At 67.0% G+C, this 19,097-nt stretch carries 20 protein-coding genes, 1 tRNA gene and 1 pseudogene; 13 read left to right on the forward strand and 9 right to left on the reverse strand.

Going from position 1 to position 19,097, the window contains the following annotated elements:
* Positions 1-72 precede the first annotated feature (72 nt).
* Positions 73-282 carry a hypothetical protein gene (locus tag ABIB28_RS18130; RefSeq protein WP_354289468.1) on the reverse strand — a complete coding sequence of 70 codons (210 nt, stop codon included), beginning with the start codon at positions 280-282 and terminating at the stop codon, positions 73-75.
* A gap of 189 nt (positions 283-471) precedes the next feature.
* On the opposite strand from ABIB28_RS18130, the gene ABIB28_RS18135 reads away from it, so the two are divergent.
* The gene (locus ABIB28_RS18135; protein ID WP_354289470.1) at positions 472-1,614 is read left to right on the forward strand and encodes an aminotransferase; all 1,143 of its coding nucleotides are present in this window, start codon (positions 472-474) and stop codon (positions 1,612-1,614) included.
* 157 nt (positions 1,615-1,771) lie between these two features.
* On the opposite strand, the gene mtnA is transcribed toward ABIB28_RS18135, so the two are convergent.
* The 5 genes from mtnA to ABIB28_RS18160 all read right to left on the reverse strand — a co-directional run bounded on the left by mtnA (position 1,772) and on the right by ABIB28_RS18160 (position 4,821).
* Entirely contained in the window at positions 1,772-2,803 is a 1,032-nt protein-coding gene (gene mtnA, locus ABIB28_RS18140) for an S-methyl-5-thioribose-1-phosphate isomerase (RefSeq protein ID WP_354289472.1), read from the reverse strand.
* 99 nt (positions 2,804-2,902) lie between these two features.
* On the reverse strand, positions 2,903-3,586 hold the full coding sequence (mtnC, locus tag ABIB28_RS18145) for an acireductone synthase (RefSeq protein ID WP_354289474.1): 684 nt from the start codon (positions 3,584-3,586) through the stop codon (positions 2,903-2,905).
* Positions 3,583-4,125, reverse strand: a complete 543-nt coding sequence (locus ABIB28_RS18150; protein WP_354289476.1) for a 1,2-dihydroxy-3-keto-5-methylthiopentene dioxygenase — start codon at positions 4,123-4,125, stop codon at positions 3,583-3,585. The genes mtnC and ABIB28_RS18150 overlap by 4 nt, the downstream gene beginning before the upstream one ends.
* Positions 4,122-4,736: a methylthioribulose 1-phosphate dehydratase gene (locus ABIB28_RS18155; RefSeq protein WP_354289478.1), complete on the reverse strand. Its 615-nt coding sequence runs from the start codon at positions 4,734-4,736 to the stop codon at positions 4,122-4,124. The genes ABIB28_RS18150 and ABIB28_RS18155 overlap by 4 nt, the downstream gene beginning before the upstream one ends.
* Positions 4,737-4,747: 11 nt before the next feature.
* Positions 4,748-4,821: transfer RNA gene (locus ABIB28_RS18160), tRNA-Gly, on the reverse strand.
* A gap of 132 nt (positions 4,822-4,953) precedes the next feature.
* Here ABIB28_RS18160 and rutB point away from each other — a divergent pair.
* The 12 genes from rutB to ABIB28_RS18220 all read left to right on the forward strand — a co-directional run bounded on the left by rutB (position 4,954) and on the right by ABIB28_RS18220 (position 16,561).
* Positions 4,954-5,685: a pyrimidine utilization protein B gene (gene rutB, locus ABIB28_RS18165; RefSeq protein WP_354289480.1), complete on the forward strand. Its 732-nt coding sequence runs from the start codon at positions 4,954-4,956 to the stop codon at positions 5,683-5,685.
* Positions 5,686-5,687: 2 nt separating this feature from the next.
* The gene (rutC, locus tag ABIB28_RS18170) at positions 5,688-6,071 is read left to right on the forward strand and encodes a pyrimidine utilization protein C (protein WP_189675638.1); all 384 of its coding nucleotides are present in this window, start codon (positions 5,688-5,690) and stop codon (positions 6,069-6,071) included.
* Positions 6,064-6,864 (forward strand): pyrimidine utilization protein D, encoded by an 801-nt coding sequence (rutD, locus tag ABIB28_RS18175; RefSeq protein WP_354289482.1) that lies wholly within the window; start codon positions 6,064-6,066, stop codon positions 6,862-6,864. The genes rutC and rutD overlap by 8 nt, the downstream gene beginning before the upstream one ends.
* Before the next feature lie 5 nt (positions 6,865-6,869).
* Positions 6,870-7,940, forward strand: coding sequence for a pyrimidine utilization protein A (gene rutA / locus ABIB28_RS18180; RefSeq protein ID WP_354289484.1), 1,071 nt, complete (start codon positions 6,870-6,872; stop codon positions 7,938-7,940).
* A gap of 123 nt (positions 7,941-8,063) precedes the next feature.
* A complete protein-coding gene (locus tag ABIB28_RS18185) occupies positions 8,064-9,563 on the forward strand; it encodes a CoA-acylating methylmalonate-semialdehyde dehydrogenase (RefSeq protein WP_189675635.1) in 1,500 nt (499 codons plus the stop codon).
* 4 nt (positions 9,564-9,567) lie between these two features.
* The gene (locus ABIB28_RS18190) at positions 9,568-9,948 is read left to right on the forward strand and encodes a RidA family protein (protein WP_133186919.1); all 381 of its coding nucleotides are present in this window, start codon (positions 9,568-9,570) and stop codon (positions 9,946-9,948) included.
* Positions 9,945-11,114, forward strand: coding sequence for a polysaccharide deacetylase family protein (locus ABIB28_RS18195; RefSeq protein WP_354289487.1), 1,170 nt, complete (start codon positions 9,945-9,947; stop codon positions 11,112-11,114). The genes ABIB28_RS18190 and ABIB28_RS18195 overlap by 4 nt, the downstream gene beginning before the upstream one ends.
* Complete coding sequence (locus ABIB28_RS18200) at positions 11,111-12,256, forward strand: acyl-CoA dehydrogenase family protein (RefSeq protein WP_133186921.1); 1,146 nt, start codon at positions 11,111-11,113, stop codon at positions 12,254-12,256. The genes ABIB28_RS18195 and ABIB28_RS18200 overlap by 4 nt, the downstream gene beginning before the upstream one ends.
* Positions 12,253-13,293, forward strand: a complete 1,041-nt coding sequence (locus ABIB28_RS18205; RefSeq protein WP_354289489.1) for an enoyl-CoA hydratase/isomerase family protein — start codon at positions 12,253-12,255, stop codon at positions 13,291-13,293. The genes ABIB28_RS18200 and ABIB28_RS18205 overlap by 4 nt, the downstream gene beginning before the upstream one ends.
* Positions 13,294-13,396: 103 nt before the next feature.
* Positions 13,397-14,170 carry an enoyl-CoA hydratase gene (locus ABIB28_RS18210; RefSeq protein WP_354289491.1) on the forward strand — a complete coding sequence of 258 codons (774 nt, stop codon included), beginning with the start codon at positions 13,397-13,399 and terminating at the stop codon, positions 14,168-14,170.
* Between the two features lie 134 nt (positions 14,171-14,304).
* On the forward strand, positions 14,305-15,183 hold the full coding sequence (gene mmsB / locus ABIB28_RS18215; RefSeq protein ID WP_133186927.1) for a 3-hydroxyisobutyrate dehydrogenase: 879 nt from the start codon (positions 14,305-14,307) through the stop codon (positions 15,181-15,183).
* Between the two features lie 73 nt (positions 15,184-15,256).
* The gene (locus ABIB28_RS18220; protein ID WP_354289494.1) at positions 15,257-16,561 is read left to right on the forward strand and encodes a methyltransferase family protein; all 1,305 of its coding nucleotides are present in this window, start codon (positions 15,257-15,259) and stop codon (positions 16,559-16,561) included.
* Positions 16,562-16,607: 46 nt separating this feature from the next.
* Here the strand turns inward: ABIB28_RS18220 and ABIB28_RS18225 are convergent, their stop codons facing one another.
* The 3 genes and pseudogenes from ABIB28_RS18225 to ABIB28_RS18235 form a co-directional block, all read right to left on the reverse strand.
* Positions 16,608-17,981 carry a glutamate--cysteine ligase gene (locus ABIB28_RS18225; RefSeq protein WP_354289496.1) on the reverse strand — a complete coding sequence of 458 codons (1,374 nt, stop codon included), beginning with the start codon at positions 17,979-17,981 and terminating at the stop codon, positions 16,608-16,610.
* Positions 17,982-18,031: 50 nt separating this feature from the next.
* The gene (locus ABIB28_RS18230) at positions 18,032-18,772 is read right to left on the reverse strand and encodes a 16S rRNA (uracil(1498)-N(3))-methyltransferase (protein WP_354289498.1); all 741 of its coding nucleotides are present in this window, start codon (positions 18,770-18,772) and stop codon (positions 18,032-18,034) included.
* Between the two features lie 230 nt (positions 18,773-19,002).
* A pseudogene (locus tag ABIB28_RS18235) lies at positions 19,003-19,097 on the reverse strand (IS5/IS1182 family transposase); the annotation flags it as partial.

The following is a 19,097-nucleotide window of genomic DNA, read 5'->3' on the forward strand; positions in this document are numbered from 1 at the left end:
CCACCGCTTGACCCACCCCCGCGCCGCGGGACACTATATCCACCCGGGTCACTTCTCGATGAAAATCCCGGGTCAACTCTCAGCGGAAATCAACACGTCGCGCACCGCCTGCGAGATCACCGACTGGATGCGCGTGACGCCCAAATCGAGCGTGTCGACCCGATGCTCGGCCAGAAGCGCTGCGAGCCGTTCGGTTTGTTCTGCGGTGATGGCGAGATCGAGTTCGCGGACGATTTTTGCGGCGGCCAGTTGATCGACCATCCAAACGCTTTTTTCTGTCATTTTTTACTCTCCGGCTGAAAGCTATGCCAAGCGTGGCGGCGCGTCGAGCCCTTCGGATCGGCGCGCGTCGGCGGCGATCGCCGCTCGGGCGTTGGTTGAGGCCCGCGCCGCGTATAGCGCTTGCGGCTGCCGGACTTGCGGTCCATCTCCCGCACGACCTGTCCTCCCTTGTCTTGGGCGTCTCTTGCGATGAATCCGCTATTTGCCGGGCTTGGCACAACGATCTTCGAAACCATGTCGGCACGCGCGCGGGCGAGCGGCGCGATCAACCTTGGCCAAGGCTTTCCCGACGGTCGCGGGCCAGAGGATGTGCTCGCCGAGGCGGCGCGCGCGCTGCTCGAGGATTCGAATCAATATCCGCCGATGGCGGGGACGCCGGCATTGCGAGCGGCGGTCGCCGCGCATTACCGCGTCCATCAGGGGCTAGACCTCGATGCGCGCGAGGTGATCGTAACCTCGGGCGCGACCGAGGCGCTCGCCGCGGCGATCTTCGCGCTCGTCACGCCGGGCGACGAAGTGGTGATGTTCCAGCCGCTCTACGACGCCTATCTGCCGCTCGTACAGCGGGCAGGGGGCGTCGCACGGCTCGTGCGGCTCGAACCCCCCGAGTGGCGCGTCACCGCCCAAGCGCTCGCGGCTGTGGCGAGCGAGCGGACGCGGCTGGTCATCCTCAATTCGCCGCTCAACCCGACCGGCACGATGATCGGCACCGACGAGCTCGCGCTGATTGCCGATTTCTGCACAAGCCACGACGCGATCGCGATTTGCGACGAGGTGTGGGAGCACGTCGTGTTCGACGGCGCGCGGCACCAATCGCTGATGGCGCTGCCGGGGATGCGGGAGCGGACCGTAAAGATCGGTTCGGCGGGAAAAATCTTCTCGCTGACGGGGTGGAAGGTCGGCTGGATGTGCGCCACGCCCGCGATATCCTCGGTGCTGGCCAAGGCGCACCAGTTCCTGACCTTCACGACGCCGCCCAATCTGCAGGCGGCGGCGGCCTATGGGCTGGGTAAGGATGTGGCCTATTTCGAGGGGATGCGTGCAGGCTACCAGCGCTCGCGCGATCGCCTGGCGGCGGGGTTGCGCGGGCTTGGTTACACCGTGCTGCCGAGTGCGGCGACCTACTTCCTCAATATCGATCTCGCAGCATCTGGGATCGCGATGGACGACGTCGCGTTCGCGCAGTGGCTGCTCGACGAAGCCGGTGTCGCGACGATTCCGGTCTCGGCGTTCTACGCACAGGATGCGGTTACGAGCGTCGTGCGGCTGTGCTTCGCCAAGCAGGACGCGACGCTCGACGCGGCGCTGGAACGGATGGCGACGCGGCCGTAGCGGGCGATGGTTTAGGGTCCCCCGCTGCCCGTTCGCCCTGAGCTTGTCGAAGGGCTCTTCTTGCGTTCCACAGTGACAAGCCAGACCTGTGCTTCGACAAGCTCAGCACGAACGGGGACGGGGGGCCGCGACCCGGCGGTCTATCCGCGTCATCTTGTCAGACCGACGCCACCACGCCCCGTTCGGTCAAATACCCCGTCACCAGCCGCGCCGGCGTTACGTCGAATGCCGGGTTCGCCGCACCCGATGCGGTAACGCGGATGCGACCGCCTTCGCCTGCTACATGGGTCACTTCCTCGCCCGAACGCTCCTCGATCGGCACGTCGGCGCCGGTCGCAGTGCTGGCGTCGAAGGTGGTGTAGGGCAAAGCGACGTAGAACGGCACGCCGTTGTCCTTGGCGGCAAGCGCTTTCAGATAGGTGCCGATCTTGTTGCACACGTCGCCATTGGCGGTGACGCGATCGGTGCCGACGATCACCGCGTCGACTTGCCCCGTCATCATCAAATACCCGCCGGCGTTGTCGGCGATCACGGTGTGCGGCACGCCGTGCCCCGCCAGTTCGAACGCGGTGAGCAAAGCGCCCTGGTTGCGCGGGCGCGTCTCGTCGACCCATACGTGAACTGGAATGCCGGCGTCGTGCGCGAGATAGATCGGCGCGGTCGCGGTGCCGTAATCGACCGTCGCCAGCCAGCCGGCGTTGCAATGCGTCAGGATGTTGAGCGGGCGATCGGGGTTCTCCGCGTGGAGGGTGCGGAACAGCGCGAGGCCATGCGCGCCGATCGCCTGGTTGAGTGCGACGTCCTCGTCGCAGATCGCATCGGCGCGCACGAAGGCGGCGGCGGCGCGGTCGGCGGTGGGGAGGGGGCGGACTGCGGCGGCGACTTGGTCGAGCGCCCATTTGAGATTGATCGCGGTCGGGCGTGATTCGAGCAACGGCGTGTAAGCGGCATCCAATGCGGCGTCCGATCCATCCTCTGCCAGCGCCATCGCGAGGCCGTATGCGGCAGTCGCGCCGATCAGCGGCGCGCCGCGCGTCCACATCTCGCGGATCGCGACCTCGGCGTCGTGCGCGCTGCGCAGTTCGACCCACTTTACCACCCAGGGAAGCTCACGCTGGTCGAGGATCCGCGCGCCCGCGCCATCGGCGGTGCGCGTGATCGAGCGTTGATGCGTGCCGTCGAGTTTCATCGCGCGTTCCTAATTCTGTTGCCCCACCCCGGCGAAGGCCGGGGCCCAGAAGCGAAGGTCTTTGTGAGCGAAGCGCAGCGCTCGCCGTTCAGCGGCCCGCTACTGGGCCCCGGCCTTCGCCGGGGAAGGAGCAGGGGGTGGGGAGGGGGCAACCGAAGTGACCTCGTCGAAGCTCGCAATGTCCCCGCCGTCGCTAGCACGATCGATCAGCAGCGCGTCCATCCCCGCTGCACGCGCCGCGGCGACTTCCTCGGGCGTGTCCGACAGGAACAGCACGGCGCTTGCCTCGACGCCGATTGCAGCCGCGATCATCGCATAGGACGCCGCCTCGCGCTTCGGTCCCGTCGTCGTATCGAAATAGCCCGAGAACAGCGCTGTCAGGTCGCCCACATCGCTATGCCCGAACAGCAATTCCTGCGCCGCGACCGAGCCCGACGAGAAGACGTAAAGCTTCACCCCCGCCGCATGCCAGCGCCGCAACCCCGCCACCGCATCGGCATAGACATGCCCCGTGAACGCGCCCGCGGCGTAACCGTCGGCCCAGATCATCCCCTGCAGCGTCTTGAGCGGCGTCGCCTTGCGATCCTCGTCGATCCAGCGCGTGAGCGTCGCCACCGGGTCACCCGGCTCGCTCGCCGCAACCTCGGCGAGGATTGGCGCGGTTTCCGCCACGTGCGCCGCGACATAGTCGGCAAGGCGCGCGCGGGCATAGGGGAACAGCACCTCGGCAACGAACGCGATGCTCGACGTCGTGCCCTCGATATCGGTCAGGATCGCCTTCACGCTGCCGCCGGTTCGAGCCGGGGGAAGCGTTCGGCAATGTCGCTGCCGGTAAATTGCGCGACCCAGCCGTCGGGGTTCACGAACAGCCGGATCGCGGTGAAGCGTGGGCTTGCGCCCATGTCGAACCAGTGGCGCATGCCCGCCGGCACCGAGATCAAATCGCCCGCGCTGCATAGCATATTGAACACACGATCCTCGTGTTGGAGCGTGAACAGTCCTTCGCCCTCGACGAAGAAGCGCACTTCGTCCTCGCCATGCGTATGTTCCGACAGGAATTTGTCGCGCAGGGCGGCGCGATCGGGATGGTCGGGCGCAATCCGCGCGACGTCGATCGCGCGATAGCCGCCCTGCGCGGTCAGGCGGGCGACCTCGTCGGCATAGACCGCGAGGATGTCGCTGTCGGCATCGAGCGGCTTGAGCGGCCAGCGCTCGAACTGCACGCCGACCGCGCCGAGCGCCGCGGCGATCGCGGTGCCATCGGGTGTGTCGAGCAGCGGCGTCGTGGCGTCGGTGTCGGCAAAGACCTGCAAGCGACTCATCGAAAGCTCCTTTCGGCGCGTTCGGCGGCGATCATCCATTCGATCGCTTCGATCACCCGCTCCGCCTCGGCCATATCGCGGCCCCAGCCATAAAGACCATGGCTGCGAATGAGATAGGCGGGAATCGCACCGCTTTCCAGCAGCCGCGGGGCGATGGCAGCTTCGACGATCGCCATGTCCTGACTGTTCTCGACGATCGGCAGCGTGACCGCGGTGTCGTGTGTCGCGACGCCAGGGAGCGCCTTGAGCATCTCGTGCCCCGCCAACCGATAGCCGTCGCCCGCCACCGCGCGACTGAAGCCGACCGCGCTCGGCGAATGGCTGTGGAGCACCGCGCCGACAGCGGGAAAGGCGCGATAGAGTGCGAGGTGGAGCGCAGTCTCGGCCGAAGGTGTCTTGCCGTCGAGCGCCGCGCCGCCGGCATCGACGCGCATCACGTCGTCACGGGTGAGCCGCCCCTTGTGCCGGCCCGACACCGTCACCGCAAAGCTGCCATCGTCAAGCCGCGCCGAATAATTGCCCGAGGTCGCGGGCGCCCAGCCCTTGGAGTCGAGCCAACGGCCGACCGCGACGATCGCGTCGCGCGCGTGTTCGAAGCTGGTGCTGGTCATCGCGAAGCGGCTGGAGCGGGTAACGGGAATCGAACCCGTGTATTCAGCTTGGAAGGCTGCTGTACTACCATTGTACTATACCCGCTCGCCGGCTCAGCGCACGCATGTGCGGCGATGGGCATCGGTTAGCGCGGTGCTGCGCGCGGCGCAAGATGCGGGTCTTGTACTTGTGCGTGCAACGCGACAGGATCGGGCGCTTCCCCGCAAGGAGTGCCGCGTGCCCGACGATCAGACCGTAACCTGCCCCGGCGGCGACGGCGACACGGCGGTCACGCTCCCGGCGCGGCCCGAGGCGTTGCGGCTCGCGCCCGAACAGACCGCGGTCGTCGTGATCGACATGCAGAACGCCTATGCGAGCGAAGGCGGTTATGTCGATCTCGCCGGGTTCGACATTGCGGGTGCGGCGGGGACGATCGGCAAGATCGCCACCGTGCTCGCTACCGCGCGCGCGGCGGGCGTGCAGGTGATCTACCTGCAGAATGGCTGGGATCCCGCCTATGTCGAGGCAGGCGGCCCGCAATCGCCCAATTTCCACAAGTCGAATGCATTGAAGACGATGCGCAAGCGGCCCGAACTCGCGGGGCAACTGCTCGCGCGCGGCGGGTGGGATTACGCGCTGGTCGATGCGCTGAAACCGCAGCCGGGCGATATCTCGCTCCACAAGACGCGCTATTCGGCGTTTTTCAATTCGCAGCTCGACAGTGTCCTGCGCGCCCGCGGCATCCGCAACATCGTGTTCGTCGGGATCGCCACCAACGTCTGCGTCGAAAGCACGCTGCGCGACGGCTTTCATCTCGAATATTTCGGGGTGATGCTCGAGGATGCGACGCATCATCTCGGGCCTCCGGCGATACAGGCGGCAAGCGTGTACAATATCGAGAAGTTTTTCGGCTGGGTCAGCACGACCGCGGATTTCTGCGGCAGCTTCGGCCAGTCTCCCAAGGAGTGACCATGCCTTTCGAAGCGATCAATCCCCCGCAATTCCCGACCCCGATCGCGCCTTATTCGGCCGCGGCGAAGGCGGGCAACACGATCTACGTCTCGGGCATGCTCGCGCTCGGCGAGGGCGGGGCGGTGCTGCATGTCGGCGATGCCGCCGGCCAGACGCGCCATATCCTCGACACGATCCGCACCACGCTTGAGGCGGCGGGTGCGACGCTCGAAGACGTGGCGATGAACCATATCTTCCTCAAGAGCCTCGCCGACTATGCCGCGTTCAACGCGGTCTATGCCGCGTATTTCCCCGGTGCGAAGCCCGCGCGTTACTGCATCCAAGCCGAACTGGTGAAGCCCGAGTGCCTGGTCGAAATCGCATCGGTCGCGCATCTTGGCTGAGGCGGCGGGGCTCTATTACGAGACTCACGGGCGCGAAGACGCGCCTCCGCTGATCCTGTCCTCCGGGCTTGGCGGGTCGGCGCACTATTGGGCGCCCAACATCGCGGCGCTGTCCGAGCGCTACCGCGTGATCGCCTATGATCATCGTGGGACGGGTCGCAGCGACCGCGCGCTGCCCGATGCCGTCACCGTCGACGATCTCGCCGCCGACATGCTCGCGCTGCTCGACGCGCTCGCCATTCCGCGGGCGATCGTCGTCGGGCATGCCGCGGGCGGTGTCGCGGCGTTGGCGCTGGCGCTGATGGCGCCCGACCGGATCGACAAGCTCGTCGTGGTCAACGGCTGGGCGTCACCCGATCCGCATTTCCTGCGGTGCTTCGCTGCAAGGCTGGCGTTGCTGCGCGGGAGTGGACCCGAGGCGTACCTGCGCGCGCAACCGTTGTTCCTCTATCCGCCCAACTGGATCTCGGCGAACGATGCGCTGCTCGAGGCGGAGTTGCCCGAGCAGCTCGCGCATTTCCCGGGTGCAGCGACTATGGAAAAACGGATCGCCGCGCTCGCCGCGTTCGACGTTTCGGAACGCCTGCGAGACATCCATCGCCCGGTGCTCGTCGTGGTGTCGGATGACGACATGCTCGTCCCGTCCAACGCCGGGGTCGCGCTTGCCAACGGCCTGCCGATCGCCGGCTTCTGCCGCGCCGAGCATGGCGGCCACGCGGTCAATGTGGTCGATCCGGATGCGTTCAACAGCTTCGTGCTTGCCTGGCTGGCGGGCGAAACCGTGCAAGGATAACGCGCATGCAGGTCGGCGTCTTCGTCCCCATCAACAACAATGGCTGGCTGATCTCGGAGAACGCGCCGCAGTACATGCCGTCGTTCGACCTCAACAAGCAGATCGCGCAAAGCGCCGAGAAGCACGGGCTCGATTTCCTGCTGTCGATGATCAAGCTGCGCGGCTTCGGCGGCAAGACCGAGTTCTGGGAATACGGCCTCGAGAGCTTCACGCTGATGGCGGGCCTCGCCGCGGTCACCGAGAAGATCAAGATCTTCGCGACTTGCCCGACGCTCGTCATCCCGCCGGCCTTTGCCGCGCGGATGTGCAACACGATCGACTCGATCAGCCATGGGCGCTTCGGGCTCAACCTCATCACCGGCTGGCAGCCGCCCGAATATACGCAGATGGGGATGTGGCCAGGCGACGCGCATTTCCGCAACCGCTACAAGATGCTCGACGAATATGCCCATATCCTGCGCGAATTGTGGGCCGAGGGCGTCAGCGACTTCAAGGGCGATTACTATCAGATGGAGGACTGCCGCGTCCGGCCCAAGCCAGACGGCGATATGAAGATCATCTGCGCGGGCTCGTCCGACGAGGGGCTCGCATTCTCGGCGAAATGGGCGGACTATGCCTTCTGCCTCGGCAAGGGCGTCAACACGCCGACCGCGTTCGCCTCGACCAACAGCCGCCTCGCCGCCGCCACGCAGAAGACCGGGCGCGACGTTTCGATCTTCGTCCTCATCATGATCATCGCCGCCGAGACCGACGAGGAGGCGATGGCGAAATGGCAATCGTACAATGCCGGGGTCGATCTCGACGCGATCGCCTGGCTCGCCGACCAAGGCGCGAAAGACACGCACAATAAGGACACCAACGTCCGCCAGCTCGCCGCGCCCGAGGGGGCGGTCAATATCAACATGGGGACGCTGGTCGGCTCGTATGAGAGCGTCGCGCGGATGCTCGACGAGATGGCCGAAGTCCCCAACACCGGCGGCGTGTTGCTGACCTTCGACGATTTCGTCGAGGGCGTGGAGGCGTTCGGAACGCGGATCCAGCCTTTGATGAAGTGCCGTGCGGGGGTGGCAGCCTAACCTCGACCGTCACGCCGGGATGACGCGATCGTATCCGACGCCAAACCGTTACATCGGAAACTAGATGGGGTTGGCGCGGCGCAAAAATTGGTCGAAAGAGCATCGCAAAACGGAGAGTATGCCATGCGGATCATCGACCATCACATCGTCGGCCTTTCGGGCGGCGGAGCGACTCGGACCGGCGACGTGTTCGATCCCAACACCGGCCTCGTCCAGGCGAGCGTCAACCTCGGCACGCAGGCGACGCTCGACGCCGCGGTCGCTGCCGCGCTGAAGGCGCAGCCGGGCTGGGCGGCGACCAACCCGCAGCGTCGCGCGCGCGTGATGTTCAACTTCAAGGCGCTGGTCGAGGCGCACATGGACGAACTCGCGCATCTGCTCTCGTCCGAGCATGGGAAGGTGATCGCCGATTCGAAGGGCGACATCCAGCGCGGGCTCGAGGTGATCGAATTCTGCTGCGGCATCCCGCACGTGTTGAAGGGCGAATACACCCAGGGCGCGGGCCCCGGCATCGACGTCTATTCGATGCGCCAGCCGCTCGGCATCGGCGCGGGCATCACGCCGTTCAACTTCCCGGCGATGATCCCGCTGTGGATGTCGGGCGTCGCGATCGCGACCGGCAACGCCTTCCTGCTCAAGCCCAGCGAGCGCGATCCGTCGGTGCCGGTCCGGCTTGCCGAACTGTTCGCCGAGGCGGGGCTGCCCGAGGGGATCCTCCAGGTCGTCCACGGCGACAAGGAAATGGTCGACGCGATCCTCGATCATCCCGCGATCAGCGCGGTCAGCTTCGTCGGTTCGTCCGACATCGCGCATTACGTCTACAAGCGCGGCGTCGCGGCGGGCAAGCGTGTCCAGGCGATGGGCGGCGCCAAGAACCACGGCATCGTGATGCCCGATGCCGATCTCGACCAGGTTGTGGCCGATCTCTCGGGTGCGGCGTTCGGCAGCGCGGGCGAGCGCTGCATGGCGCTGCCGGTGGTGGTGCCGGTCGGCGAGAAGACCGCGGTCGCTTTGCGCGAGAAACTGATCCCGGCGATCGCGGCTCTCCGCGTTGGCGTCTCGACCGACAATGACGCGCATTACGGCCCGGTGGTCAACGCCGCGCATCGCAGCCGGATCGAGCAGTGGATCCAGACCGGCGTCGACGAAGGCGCCGAACTGGTGGTCGACGGCCGCGGCTTCGAGCTGCAGGGGCATGAGAAAGGCTTCTTCATCGGGCCGTCGCTGTTCGACCACGTCACGCCCGAGATGTCGGCGTACAAGGAAGAGATTTTCGGACCCGTGTTGCAGATCGTCCGCGCCGACGATTTCGAGCACGCTTTGCGCCTGCCGAGCGAGCATCAATACGGCAACGGCGTCGCCATCTTCACGCGCAACGGCCACGCCGCGCGCGAATTCGCCGCGCGCGTCAATGTCGGGATGGTCGGCATCAACGTGCCGATCCCGGTGCCGGTCGCCTATCACACCTTCGGCGGCTGGAAGCGTTCGGCGTTCGGCGACACCAACCAGCACGGCATGGAAGGCGTCAAGTTCTGGACCAAGGTCAAGACCGTCACGCAGCGCTGGCCCGACGGTGGCGTGGGTGACGGCGCCAACGCCTTCGTCATCCCGACCATGGGGTGAGCGGGTGAAGCGCCGCGTCAGCAGCGGTTCGCCGCTCGAGCCGATCCTCGGATTTTCGCGCGCGGTGCGGACCGGCGACCAGATCATGGTCGCCGGCACCGCGCCGATCGAGCCCGACGGATCGACCACGCCGGGCGACGCGGCAGCGCAGATGGAACGGTGCTGCGCGATCGTTGCCAAGGCGATCGCCGATCTCGACGGCGATATTGCCGATACCGTGCGCACCTGCCTCTATCTGACCGATCGCGCCGATTTCCCCGCGGTTGCGGCGGTGCACGGCCGTTGGTTCGGCACGGCGCGACCGGCGACGACGACGCTGATCGTATCGGGTTTCATCCGCCCCGAATGGCGCGTCGAAATCGAAGCCGAAGTGCTGTGTGCATGACGCGGCGCGGGGGGCTCCTCTGGCGGCTGACCCGCAAGCGGCGGCGCGGCGCGACGGCGGCGCTTGACGCGCGGTTGTATCGCGTGCGGATCGGCTTGCTCGTCGGTGCGATCGTGGTGATCGCGGTGCCGACCGCGATCAACCTCGAGCGCTCGCGTGGCTGGCGCGCCGAGGGCAAGCGGATCGCGCTGACCTTCGACGATGTGCCGCGTGGCCCCGGCGCGTTCTACACGCCCGAGCAGCGCGCGACGCTGCTGATCGCGGGGTTGCGCGCGGCCGGTGTCGCGCAGGCGGCGTTCTTCGCCAACCCGGGGCGGATCGGGCCGGTGAACCGCGCCGATGCGCGGCTCGCCTCCTATGTCGCGGCGGGGCACGTCGTCGGCGATCACAGTTTCTCGCACCGCGATCTCGCGTCGATGCCGGCCGCGGCGTTTCTCGGCGATATCGACCGTGCCGAGCACTGGCTCAGGGGCCGACCCGGCTATCGCCCGTGGTTCCGCTTTCCCGGGCTCAATCAGGGCGGCCGCGACATGGCGAAGCGTCGCGCGGTGGTCGATGGCCTCATCGCGCGCGGGCTGCAGATCGCCTGGGTTTCGGTCGACGGCTCCGACTGGAATATCGAAGGCCAGACGATCGCCGCCAAACGGGCCGGGCTCGGCATCGACGAGGCCGCGCTACGCGACCTCTATGTCGAGACGATGGTGCAATCCGCCGATTTCTCCGACGCGCTGATGCGCCGCACGATCGGGCGGGCGCCACCGCAGGTGTTGCTGCTGCACGAGACCGATGTCGCCGCGCGCTATCTGCCCGATCTCGTCGCGGCGCTGCGCAAGGATGGCTGGGCGATCGTCACCGCCGACGCCGCCTTTGCCGATCCGGTCTATCAAGACACCAGCGACTTCGTCAGCGCGAACGGCACCTTGCCCGAGGCGCTGGCCTGGCGGAAGGGTGTCGGCGGGAAGCTCTATTACGAGCGCAACGACCTGCCGCTCGCCAACCGGCTGTTCGCCGAGCGCGTCCTGCACCGCGCGCCGCTGGCACGCACCGCTGCGGCGCGAACGTCCTCGCACCGGCGGTGTCCGGTGCAACTCCACCCGTGGCGGCGCGTCTGCGCGTCGACTGCCTTTGTAACGCCGCGCACCTCGCGCTTAGGGATCGCTGTATGACCGACCAATTCGACCTCACGGACGACCAGCGCGAGATTCAGGATCTCGCGCGCAAGTTCACCGCCGACCGGATCACCCCGCACGCGGCGGAATGGGACGAGAAGCACATCTTCCCGCGCGAGACGATCAAGGCGGCGGCCGAACTCGGGTTTGCCGCGATCTACGTCTCCGAGGAATCGGGCGGGATCAACCTCGGCCGGCTCGAGGCGGCGCTGATCATGGAGGCGATGGCCTATGGCTGTCCCTCGACCTCGGCGTTCATCAGCATCCACAACATGGCGGCGTGGATGATCGACCGGTTCGGATCGCAAGGCGTGAAGGACAAATATCTGCCTTCACTCGTCACGATGGACCGGATCGCCAGCTATTGCCTGACCGAACCCGGCTCGGGATCGGACGCGGCGGCATTGAAGACCAAGGCGGTCCGTGACGGCGACGATTACATCGTCACTGGCAGCAAGCAGTTCATCTCGGGCGCGGGCGAGAATGAAGTCTATGTCACGATGGTGCGCACCGGCGTCGAAGGGCCCAAGGGCATTTCGTGCCTGGTGATCGAGAAGGACATGCCCGGCGTCAGCTTCGGCGCGAACGAGCGCAAGCTCGGCTGGCACTCGCAGCCGACGCGGCAAGTGACCTTCGACGGCGTGCGTGTTCCTGCCGAGAACCTCGTCGGAGGCGAGGGCGAGGGCTTCCGCATCGCGATGATGGGTCTCGACGGCGGCCGGCTCAATATCGGCGCTTGCTCGCTCGGGGGCGCGCAGCGCTGCCTCGACGAGGCGATCGCCTATACGCGCGACCGCAAGCAGTTCGGCACCGCGATCGCCGATTTCCAGAACACGCAGTTCATGCTCGCCGACATGGCGACCGACTTGGAGGCGGCACGCGCGTTGCTCTACATGGCGGCAGCGAAGGTGACCGCGAACGCGCCCGACAAGACCAAGTTCGCCGCGATGGCCAAGCGGCTCGCGACCGACACCGGGTCGGCCGTCGCCGACCGCGCGCTGCAGCTGCACGGCGGGTACGGCTATCTGATGGACTATCCGATCGAACGCTTCTGGCGCGACTTGCGCGTCCATTCGATCCTCGAGGGCACCAACCAGGTCATGCGGATGATCGTCGGTCGCGAATTGACGCGGCAATGAGCGACGTCCTCACCTCCGTCGACGGGCGGGTTGCCCGTATCCGCCTCAATCGGCCCAAGGCGCTCAACGCGCTGACCACGCTGATGTGCGAAGCCATGCTCGCCGCGCTCGACACGTGGCGCACCGACGCCGCGATCGAGGTCATCCTCCTCGATCACGCCGAGGGCCGCGGTTTCTGCGCGGGCGGTGACATCCGCATGCTTGCCGAGAGCGGCGCGGGCGACGGCACAGAGGCGCGGCGCTTCTTCCACACCGAATACCGCCTCAACCACCGCCTGTTCACCTATGCCAAGCCGACCGTCGCCTTCATGGACGGCATCACGATGGGCGGCGGGGTCGGGCTCGCTTGCCCATGCGACCACCGCGTTGCGACCGAGAACACCAAGTTCGCTATGCCCGAAACGGGCATCGGCCTGTTCCCCGATGTCGGCGGCGGCTGGTTCTTGTCGCGGCTGCCGGGGCGGATCGGCCAGTATCTCGCGCTGACCGGGCACCGGCTCGACGGTGCGGAGTGCCTCGCGCTGGGCCTCGCCACGCACTATCTGCCGAGTGCCACGCTCGAAGACGCCAAGGCGCGGATCGCGGCTGACCCTGCGACGCTGGCGACAACGCTTGCGGACCTGGGGTCGACGCAACCCGAAGCGCGGATCCTCGCGCACCGTGCCGACATCGACCGGCTGTTCGCTTCGGACGTGCTCGAGGACATCTACGCGGCGCTCGAGGCGGATGGCGGTGAGTGGGCGCTCAAGCAGCTCGCCACGCTGAAAACCAAGTCGCCGCAGACGATGAAGGTGTCGCTCCGTTTGCTCCACGAAGGCGCGACGATGTCGACCTTCGAAGACGAGATGCGCCAGGAATATGCCGTCGGCGCGCATGTCGTGCAGCGCCACGATTTCCTCGAGGGCGTCCGCGCGGTAATCGTCGACAAGGACAATGCCCCGCGCTGGGACCCGGCAACGCCCGAGGGCGTGAGCCCGCACGTGCTCGACCAGATCTTCGCGCCGCTGCCCGCGGCCGAGGAATGGACGCCCGGCTGATCGTCGCCCCGGCGCAGGCCGGGGCCGCTTTGTATTCGCGCGCGGCAGGCGTCGCGCGCACCACCCAACGGCCCCGGCCTTCGCCGGGGCGACGGAGAGACGAATGACCTACGAAACCCTCCTCGTCGAACAGCGCGGGCGCGTGACGCTCGTGACGCTCAACCGCCCGCAGGCGCTCAATGCGCTCAACAGCCAGATCCTCGCCGATCTGCTCGCTGCGATGGCGGCGTTCGATGCCGATCCGTCGCAGGGCTGCGCGGTCATTACCGGCAGCGAGAAGGCCTTCGCCGCCGGCGCCGACATCAAGGAGATGCAGCGCCAAGGCTTCGCCGACATGTATGCGCATGATTTCTTCGCCGGCTGGGATCGTTTCACCAAGACGCGCAAGCCCGTCATCGCGGCGGTATCGGGCTATGCGCTCGGCGGCGGGTGCGAGCTGGCGATGATGTGCGACTTCATCCTCGCCGCCGACTCGGCCAAGTTCGGCCAGCCCGAGATCAAGCTTGCGGTCTCGCCCGGCATGGGCGGTTCGCAGCGCCTCACGCGCGCGGTCGGCAAGGCCAAGGCGATGGAGATGTGCCTCACCGGCCGGATGATGGACGCCGCCGAAGCCGAGCGCGCCGGGCTCGTCTCGCGCGTCGTGCCCGCCGCCGAGCTGGTCGAGGAAGCGGTCAAGACCGCGACGACGATCGCCGGGATGGCGCCGCTCGCGGTGCTGGCGAACAAGGAGATGGTCAATGCGGCGTTCGAGACGAGCCTCGCGATGGGCGTGCAGTTCGAGCGTCGGTTGTTTCACGCGCTGTTCGGGACCGAGGACCAGAGCGAAGGGATGAGCGCGTTCGTTAAAAAGCGCCAGGGAACCTGGACGGGGAAGTGACGCACAATTCCCCTCCCGCTTGCGGGAGGGGCTAGGGGAGGGGCGTGCCACAAACCCAGCGCCTCGCGGCGGCACTGCCCTCCCCCAACCCCTCCCGCAGGCGGGAGGGGAGTAAGAAGAAGCAGGAGAGAAAAATGACACGCATCGCTTTCATCGGCCTCGGCAACATGGGCGGCGGGATGGCCGCGAACCTCGCCAAGGCCGGCCACGACGTCCGCGCCTTCGACCTGTCGGCAGAGGCACTCGACCGCGCCAAGGCCGCGGGCTGCCTGCCCGTCGCTTCCGCCGCAGAGGCCGCCGACGGCGCCGAGGCGATCGTCACGATGCTGCCCGCCGGCACGCATGTCGAAGCCGTCTATGCCGAGCTCTTCGCCGCCAACGTCGCCCCGCCCACGCTGCTGCTCGACTGCTCGACCATCGACGTCGCAACCGCCAAGCGCGTCGCTGAGGCAGCGCAGGCCAAGGGCCTCACCGCCGTCGACGCCCCCGTCTCGGGCGGGATCGGCGCGGCCAATGGCGGTACGCTGACCTTCATGGTCGGCGGCAGTGCGGAAGCTTTCGCACGCGCGCAGCCGATCCTTGCAGCGATGGGCAAGGCCGTCATCCACGCCGGCGCCAACGGCACCGGCCAGGCCGCCAAGATCGCCAACAACATGCTGCTCGGCGCGACCATGGTGGCGACGTGCGAGGCGTTCCTGCTCGCCGAGAAGCTCGGGCTCGACCCGCAGACCTTCTACGACATTTCGAGCGTCGCCTCGGGGCAGAGCTGGTCGATGACGAGCTATTGCCCGGTCCCCGGCGTCGGCCCCGATACGCCCGCCGACCATGACTATCAGGGCGGCTTCGCGACCGCGCTGATGCTCAAGGACCTGAAACTCGCCGCTGCCGCGGCAGGCGATACCGGCGCGGACACACCGATGGGTGCGAAGGCGGCCGAACTCTACCAGCGCTTCGCCGACGACGGGCAGGGTGGGCTCGATTTTTCCGCGATCATCCGTATGTTGCGCGGCTGACCGAATGGGAGCGGGGCGGACGCGCGATGATCCTTAACCCGCTTCTAACCCTTGACTGTTACCCAAGGCGGTGATGTTCCACGACACCGCCCTCGCGCGCGCTGCGCGCGCCGCCGATCCGCGACCGGCCTCGGCGGTGAGCACCGGTTGCGGGCTCGCCGGGCTGGTCGGGCTGTTCGCCTGGGTGGCGGTCGCGCGCTATGTCGGGATGGACGGCCCCTATGCTGCGATCGTCAATATCGCGGCGTGCGCGCTGCCGATGGTGGTATGGGCGGTGCTGGTTGACAAGGTTCACCGTCGCCCCTCGACCGGGATCGACTGGTCCGCGCCAAAGCCATGGCGCGACACGCTCGACCTGTCGCTCACCAAGCTTGCCGGGCTGTGGCTGACCTGGGCCGGGATCGCGCTGATCTATGGCACCGGGCGTTTCTATTGGAGCTACCAATGGGGCGGCTTTCCGTTCGCGATGCAGTGCTTCGGCATCGCCGCGCCGGTGTTGTTTCTCGGTTCGATCGTCTACATTCCATGGCTCGATCGTCGGCTCGAACAGCCCAAGGACGGTTGCTGGGCGCTCGGCGCATGGCTGATGGGCCTAGACGAGCCGATCGACCGCGAGGCGATCTACAACCATCTGCGCAGCTGGGGCGTGAAGGCGTTCTTCCTCGCCTTCATGCTCGCGGTGGTGCCGCCGGGCTTTGCCGGCTTCATCCGCGGCAATGTCTCGGAGGTGCTGCATAATCCGGTCGCGCTCGCCAATTGGCTGATCGGCTTCATGTTCGTGATCGACTGTGCGTTCGCGACGGCGGGCTACATCCTGACCTTCCGCCCGCTCGATTCGCATATCCGCAGCGCCAACCCGTTCGCCGCGGCATGGATGGCGGCGCTGATCTGCTATCCGCCGTTCACGCTGATGGCCGATAACGGGCCGCTCGATTACCATCCCGGCACCTATGGCGCCGACGGCTGGTCGACCTGGTTCGCCGGGCATCCCGCGATCCTCATTCCGATCGGCGTGGTGCTGATCGGCCTCACCGCGATCTATGCCTGGGCGACGGTGGCGTTCGGCTTCCGCTTTTCGAACCTCACCAACCGTGGGATCTTGACGCACGGGCCCTACGCCTTCTCACGGCATCCGGCGTATCTGTCGAAGAACCTGTTCTGGTGGATCTCGACGATCCCGTTCCTGACGACCGGCTCGTTCGTCGACGCCGCACGCGCGACGATCCTGATGGGGGTGGTCAGCGGGGTCTATTATTGGCGCGCGAAGACCGAGGAGCGGCATCTCGGGATGGACCCGGATTATCAGGTCTATACCGAATGGATGGCACGCAATGGCGCGGTGCCGCGGTTTTTTGGCTGGGTGACGGGTCGCAAATAGTCGTCGCCCCGGCGGCGGCCCCGGCCTCCGCCGGGGCGACGCAGGATCAGAAGCGAAGCTCGTCGTAGACCTTCGAGATGTCGCCGCCCCAGACGCCGTGATATTTGTCGAGCAGCACCTGCGCCGGCACCTTGCCGCTGCGGACGATCTCGCGCAGCGGATCGAGGAAGCCCGTCTCGTTGCTGCCGCCCGCGTCGAGCCGCGCGCGCGCGCTCAGGCCTGCGCTCGAAATGTCGACGACCTGGCCCGCAATGTCGCGCAGCGTGCGCCCGCCCGCCACCGGCGCACCGAGCCCCATCTTGGGTACCGCATCGCGCAGCGCCTGGCGCTCGTCGATCGTCCAGTCCTTGACCAGATCCCACGCCGCATCGAGCGCGCCTTGGTCGTAGAGCAGCCCAACCCACAGCGCGGGCAGCGCACAGATCTTGTTCCACGGCCCGCCATCGGCGCCGCGCATCTCGAGGAAGGTCTTGAGCCGCACCTCGGGGAAGGCGGTCGAGAGATGATCGGTCCAGTCGTCGAGGGTCGGCTTTTCGCCCGGCAGCACCGACAGCTCGCCTTTCAGGAAGTCGCGGAACGACAGGCCCGCGGCGTCGATATATTTCCCGTCGCGGTAGACGAAGTACATCGGCACATCGAGCGCATAGTCGGTGTAGCGATCATAGCCGAACCCGTCCTCGAACACGAACGGCAGCATGCCAGTGCGCGCCGGATCGGTGTCCGACCAGATATGGCTGCGATACGACAGCATCCCATTGGGCTTGCCCTCGGTGAAGGGCGAGTTGGCGAAGAGCGCCGTCGCGAGCGGCTGGAGCGCGAGGCCGACGCGGAACTTCTGCACCATGTCGGCTTCGGAGGCGTAATCGAGGTTCACCTGGATCGTGCAGGTGCGCAGCATCATGTCGAGCCCCATCGACCCGACGCGCGGCATGTGGCGCAGCATGATCGCATAGCGGCCCTTGGGCATGATCGGCAGCTCGGCCCGCGTCTTGTCGGGCCACATGCCGAGACCGAGGAAGCCGATCCCGAACTTCTCGCCGATCGCCTTGACCTGTTCGAGATGGCGGCCGGTCTCGGCGCAGGTCTGGTGGAGGTTTTCGAGCGGCGCGCCCGACAGCTCGAACTGGCCAGCGGGTTCGAGGCTGATCGAGCCGTCGCTGCCCGTCATCGCGATGACGTTGCCGCCTTCGGTCACCGGCGCCCAGCCGAATTCTTCGAGCGCCTTCAGCAGGTCACGAATGCCGCCCTGTTCGGTGTAGCTCGGCGCGTGATGGTCGCTGTCGGCATAGACGAACTTCTCATGCTCGGTGCCGATGCGCCAGCGGTCGGCGGGCTTTTCGCCGCGCGCGAAACTGGCGACGAGCTGGTCGCGCGATTCGATCAAGGGCGAGCTTTTGATGCTGTCTGGGCGCGTTGTCATGCTCGCGCCTTAGCGCTGCGACGGCCCGCCCGCCAGCAGGTTTCGAATGACTACCAATCCCCTCGGGATGCCATCCAGATCGCGACCGCCGCGGCCGCCGCGGTGTCGGCGCGCAGGATCCGCGGACCGAGCCCGATCGCAACCGCGCCCGGCACCGCGCGGATCGCTGCGCGCTCGTCCTCGTCGAAGCCGCCCTCGGGCCCGATCAGGATCGCGGCCGAGGCGGGGGCGCTGCGCATCGCCTCGAGCGCAGGCGCGCCGCCGGTCTCGTCGGCGAAGAACAGCGCGCGGCCCTGCGGCCAATCGCGCAGCAAGGCGGTGAGCTTCACCGGCTCGGCGAGCTCTGGCACCGCGGTGCGCCCGCATTGTTCGGCGGCCTCGATCATGTGCGCGCGCAGCCGCTCGCCGTTGAGCCGGTCGACCACGGTGCGCCGCGTCAGCACGGGGATGAGCCGCGCGACGCCCAATTCGCAGGCTTTCTCGGCGACCCAGTCGATCCGGCCTTTCTTGATCGGCGCCGCGCAGAGCCACAAATCGGGCACGCTCTCGGGCTTGCGGAGCTGCTCGGTGACGTCGAGCATCAGCTCGCGCCTGGCGACGCTCGCCGCGACGCCGAGCCATTCGCCCGAATGGCCGTCGAACAGCTTGACGGGATCGCCGGGCTTCATCCGCATCACGGCGCCAAGATAATGTGCCTGTGGCCCGTCGATGCGCAGCGGGCCTACGCCCAGCGGGGTCTCGACGAACAGGCGCGGGGTCGATTGCGGGGGCCAGGCGGGGGTAGCGGGCATGGCGGCGTGGTAGGGGCTCGGGGGGTGGTTTGCTACCCCGAAGCGCGGTGTGCCAATTCCTCCCCTTGCCGGGGAAGCCTTGCGTGGCGCGATCTGCTTGACTCGATTGACCCCAAGACGCGGTGATTGCGACGGCGATCGTTTCCGTTTCTGTGCTAATCCGCCCGTGCAGGTCCAACGATTTCAAAGAGCGTGTCGGTCATACCATACAGTCGGGTTGTAGGACAGAGCTAGGCCGTAGACTCGTAAGCTCGCAGCCACAGGCGCATTGAGGCGAGCTGGATCATGGCGAGGAAGTTGGCGGCGAGCTTGTCATAGCGGGTGG

Source organism: Sphingomonas sp. UYEF23, assembly GCF_040546165.1.
In the GTDB taxonomy this organism is placed as follows: domain Bacteria; phylum Pseudomonadota; class Alphaproteobacteria; order Sphingomonadales; family Sphingomonadaceae; genus Sphingomonas; species Sphingomonas glacialis.

What these genes read in the sequence shown, in the direction of transcription:
- ABIB28_RS18130 (WP_354289468.1), bottom strand. Translation starts at nt 282, where the DNA reads ATGACAGAAAAAAGCGTTTGGATGGTCGATCAACTGGCCGCCGCAAAA.
- ABIB28_RS18135 (WP_354289470.1), top strand. Translation starts at nt 472, where the DNA reads ATGAATCCGCTATTTGCCGGGCTTGGCACAACGATCTTCGAAACCATG.
- mtnA (WP_354289472.1), bottom strand. Translation starts at nt 2,803, where the DNA reads ATGAAACTCGACGGCACGCATCAACGCTCGATCACGCGCACCGCCGAT.
- ABIB28_RS18150 (WP_354289476.1), bottom strand. Translation starts at nt 4,125, where the DNA reads ATGAGTCGCTTGCAGGTCTTTGCCGACACCGACGCCACGACGCCGCTG.
- ABIB28_RS18155 (WP_354289478.1), bottom strand. Translation starts at nt 4,736, where the DNA reads ATGACCAGCACCAGCTTCGAACACGCGCGCGACGCGATCGTCGCGGTC.
- rutC (WP_189675638.1), top strand. Translation starts at nt 5,688, where the DNA reads ATGCCTTTCGAAGCGATCAATCCCCCGCAATTCCCGACCCCGATCGCG.
- rutA (WP_354289484.1), top strand. Translation starts at nt 6,870, where the DNA reads ATGCAGGTCGGCGTCTTCGTCCCCATCAACAACAATGGCTGGCTGATC.
- ABIB28_RS18185 (WP_189675635.1), top strand. Translation starts at nt 8,064, where the DNA reads ATGCGGATCATCGACCATCACATCGTCGGCCTTTCGGGCGGCGGAGCG.
- ABIB28_RS18195 (WP_354289487.1), top strand. Translation starts at nt 9,945, where the DNA reads ATGACGCGGCGCGGGGGGCTCCTCTGGCGGCTGACCCGCAAGCGGCGG.
- ABIB28_RS18200 (WP_133186921.1), top strand. Translation starts at nt 11,111, where the DNA reads ATGACCGACCAATTCGACCTCACGGACGACCAGCGCGAGATTCAGGAT.
- ABIB28_RS18205 (WP_354289489.1), top strand. Translation starts at nt 12,253, where the DNA reads ATGAGCGACGTCCTCACCTCCGTCGACGGGCGGGTTGCCCGTATCCGC.
- ABIB28_RS18210 (WP_354289491.1), top strand. Translation starts at nt 13,397, where the DNA reads ATGACCTACGAAACCCTCCTCGTCGAACAGCGCGGGCGCGTGACGCTC.
- mmsB (WP_133186927.1), top strand. Translation starts at nt 14,305, where the DNA reads ATGACACGCATCGCTTTCATCGGCCTCGGCAACATGGGCGGCGGGATG.
- ABIB28_RS18220 (WP_354289494.1), top strand. Translation starts at nt 15,257, where the DNA reads ATGTTCCACGACACCGCCCTCGCGCGCGCTGCGCGCGCCGCCGATCCG.
- ABIB28_RS18225 (WP_354289496.1), bottom strand. Translation starts at nt 17,981, where the DNA reads ATGACAACGCGCCCAGACAGCATCAAAAGCTCGCCCTTGATCGAATCG.
- ABIB28_RS18230 (WP_354289498.1), bottom strand. Translation starts at nt 18,772, where the DNA reads ATGCCCGCTACCCCCGCCTGGCCCCCGCAATCGACCCCGCGCCTGTTC.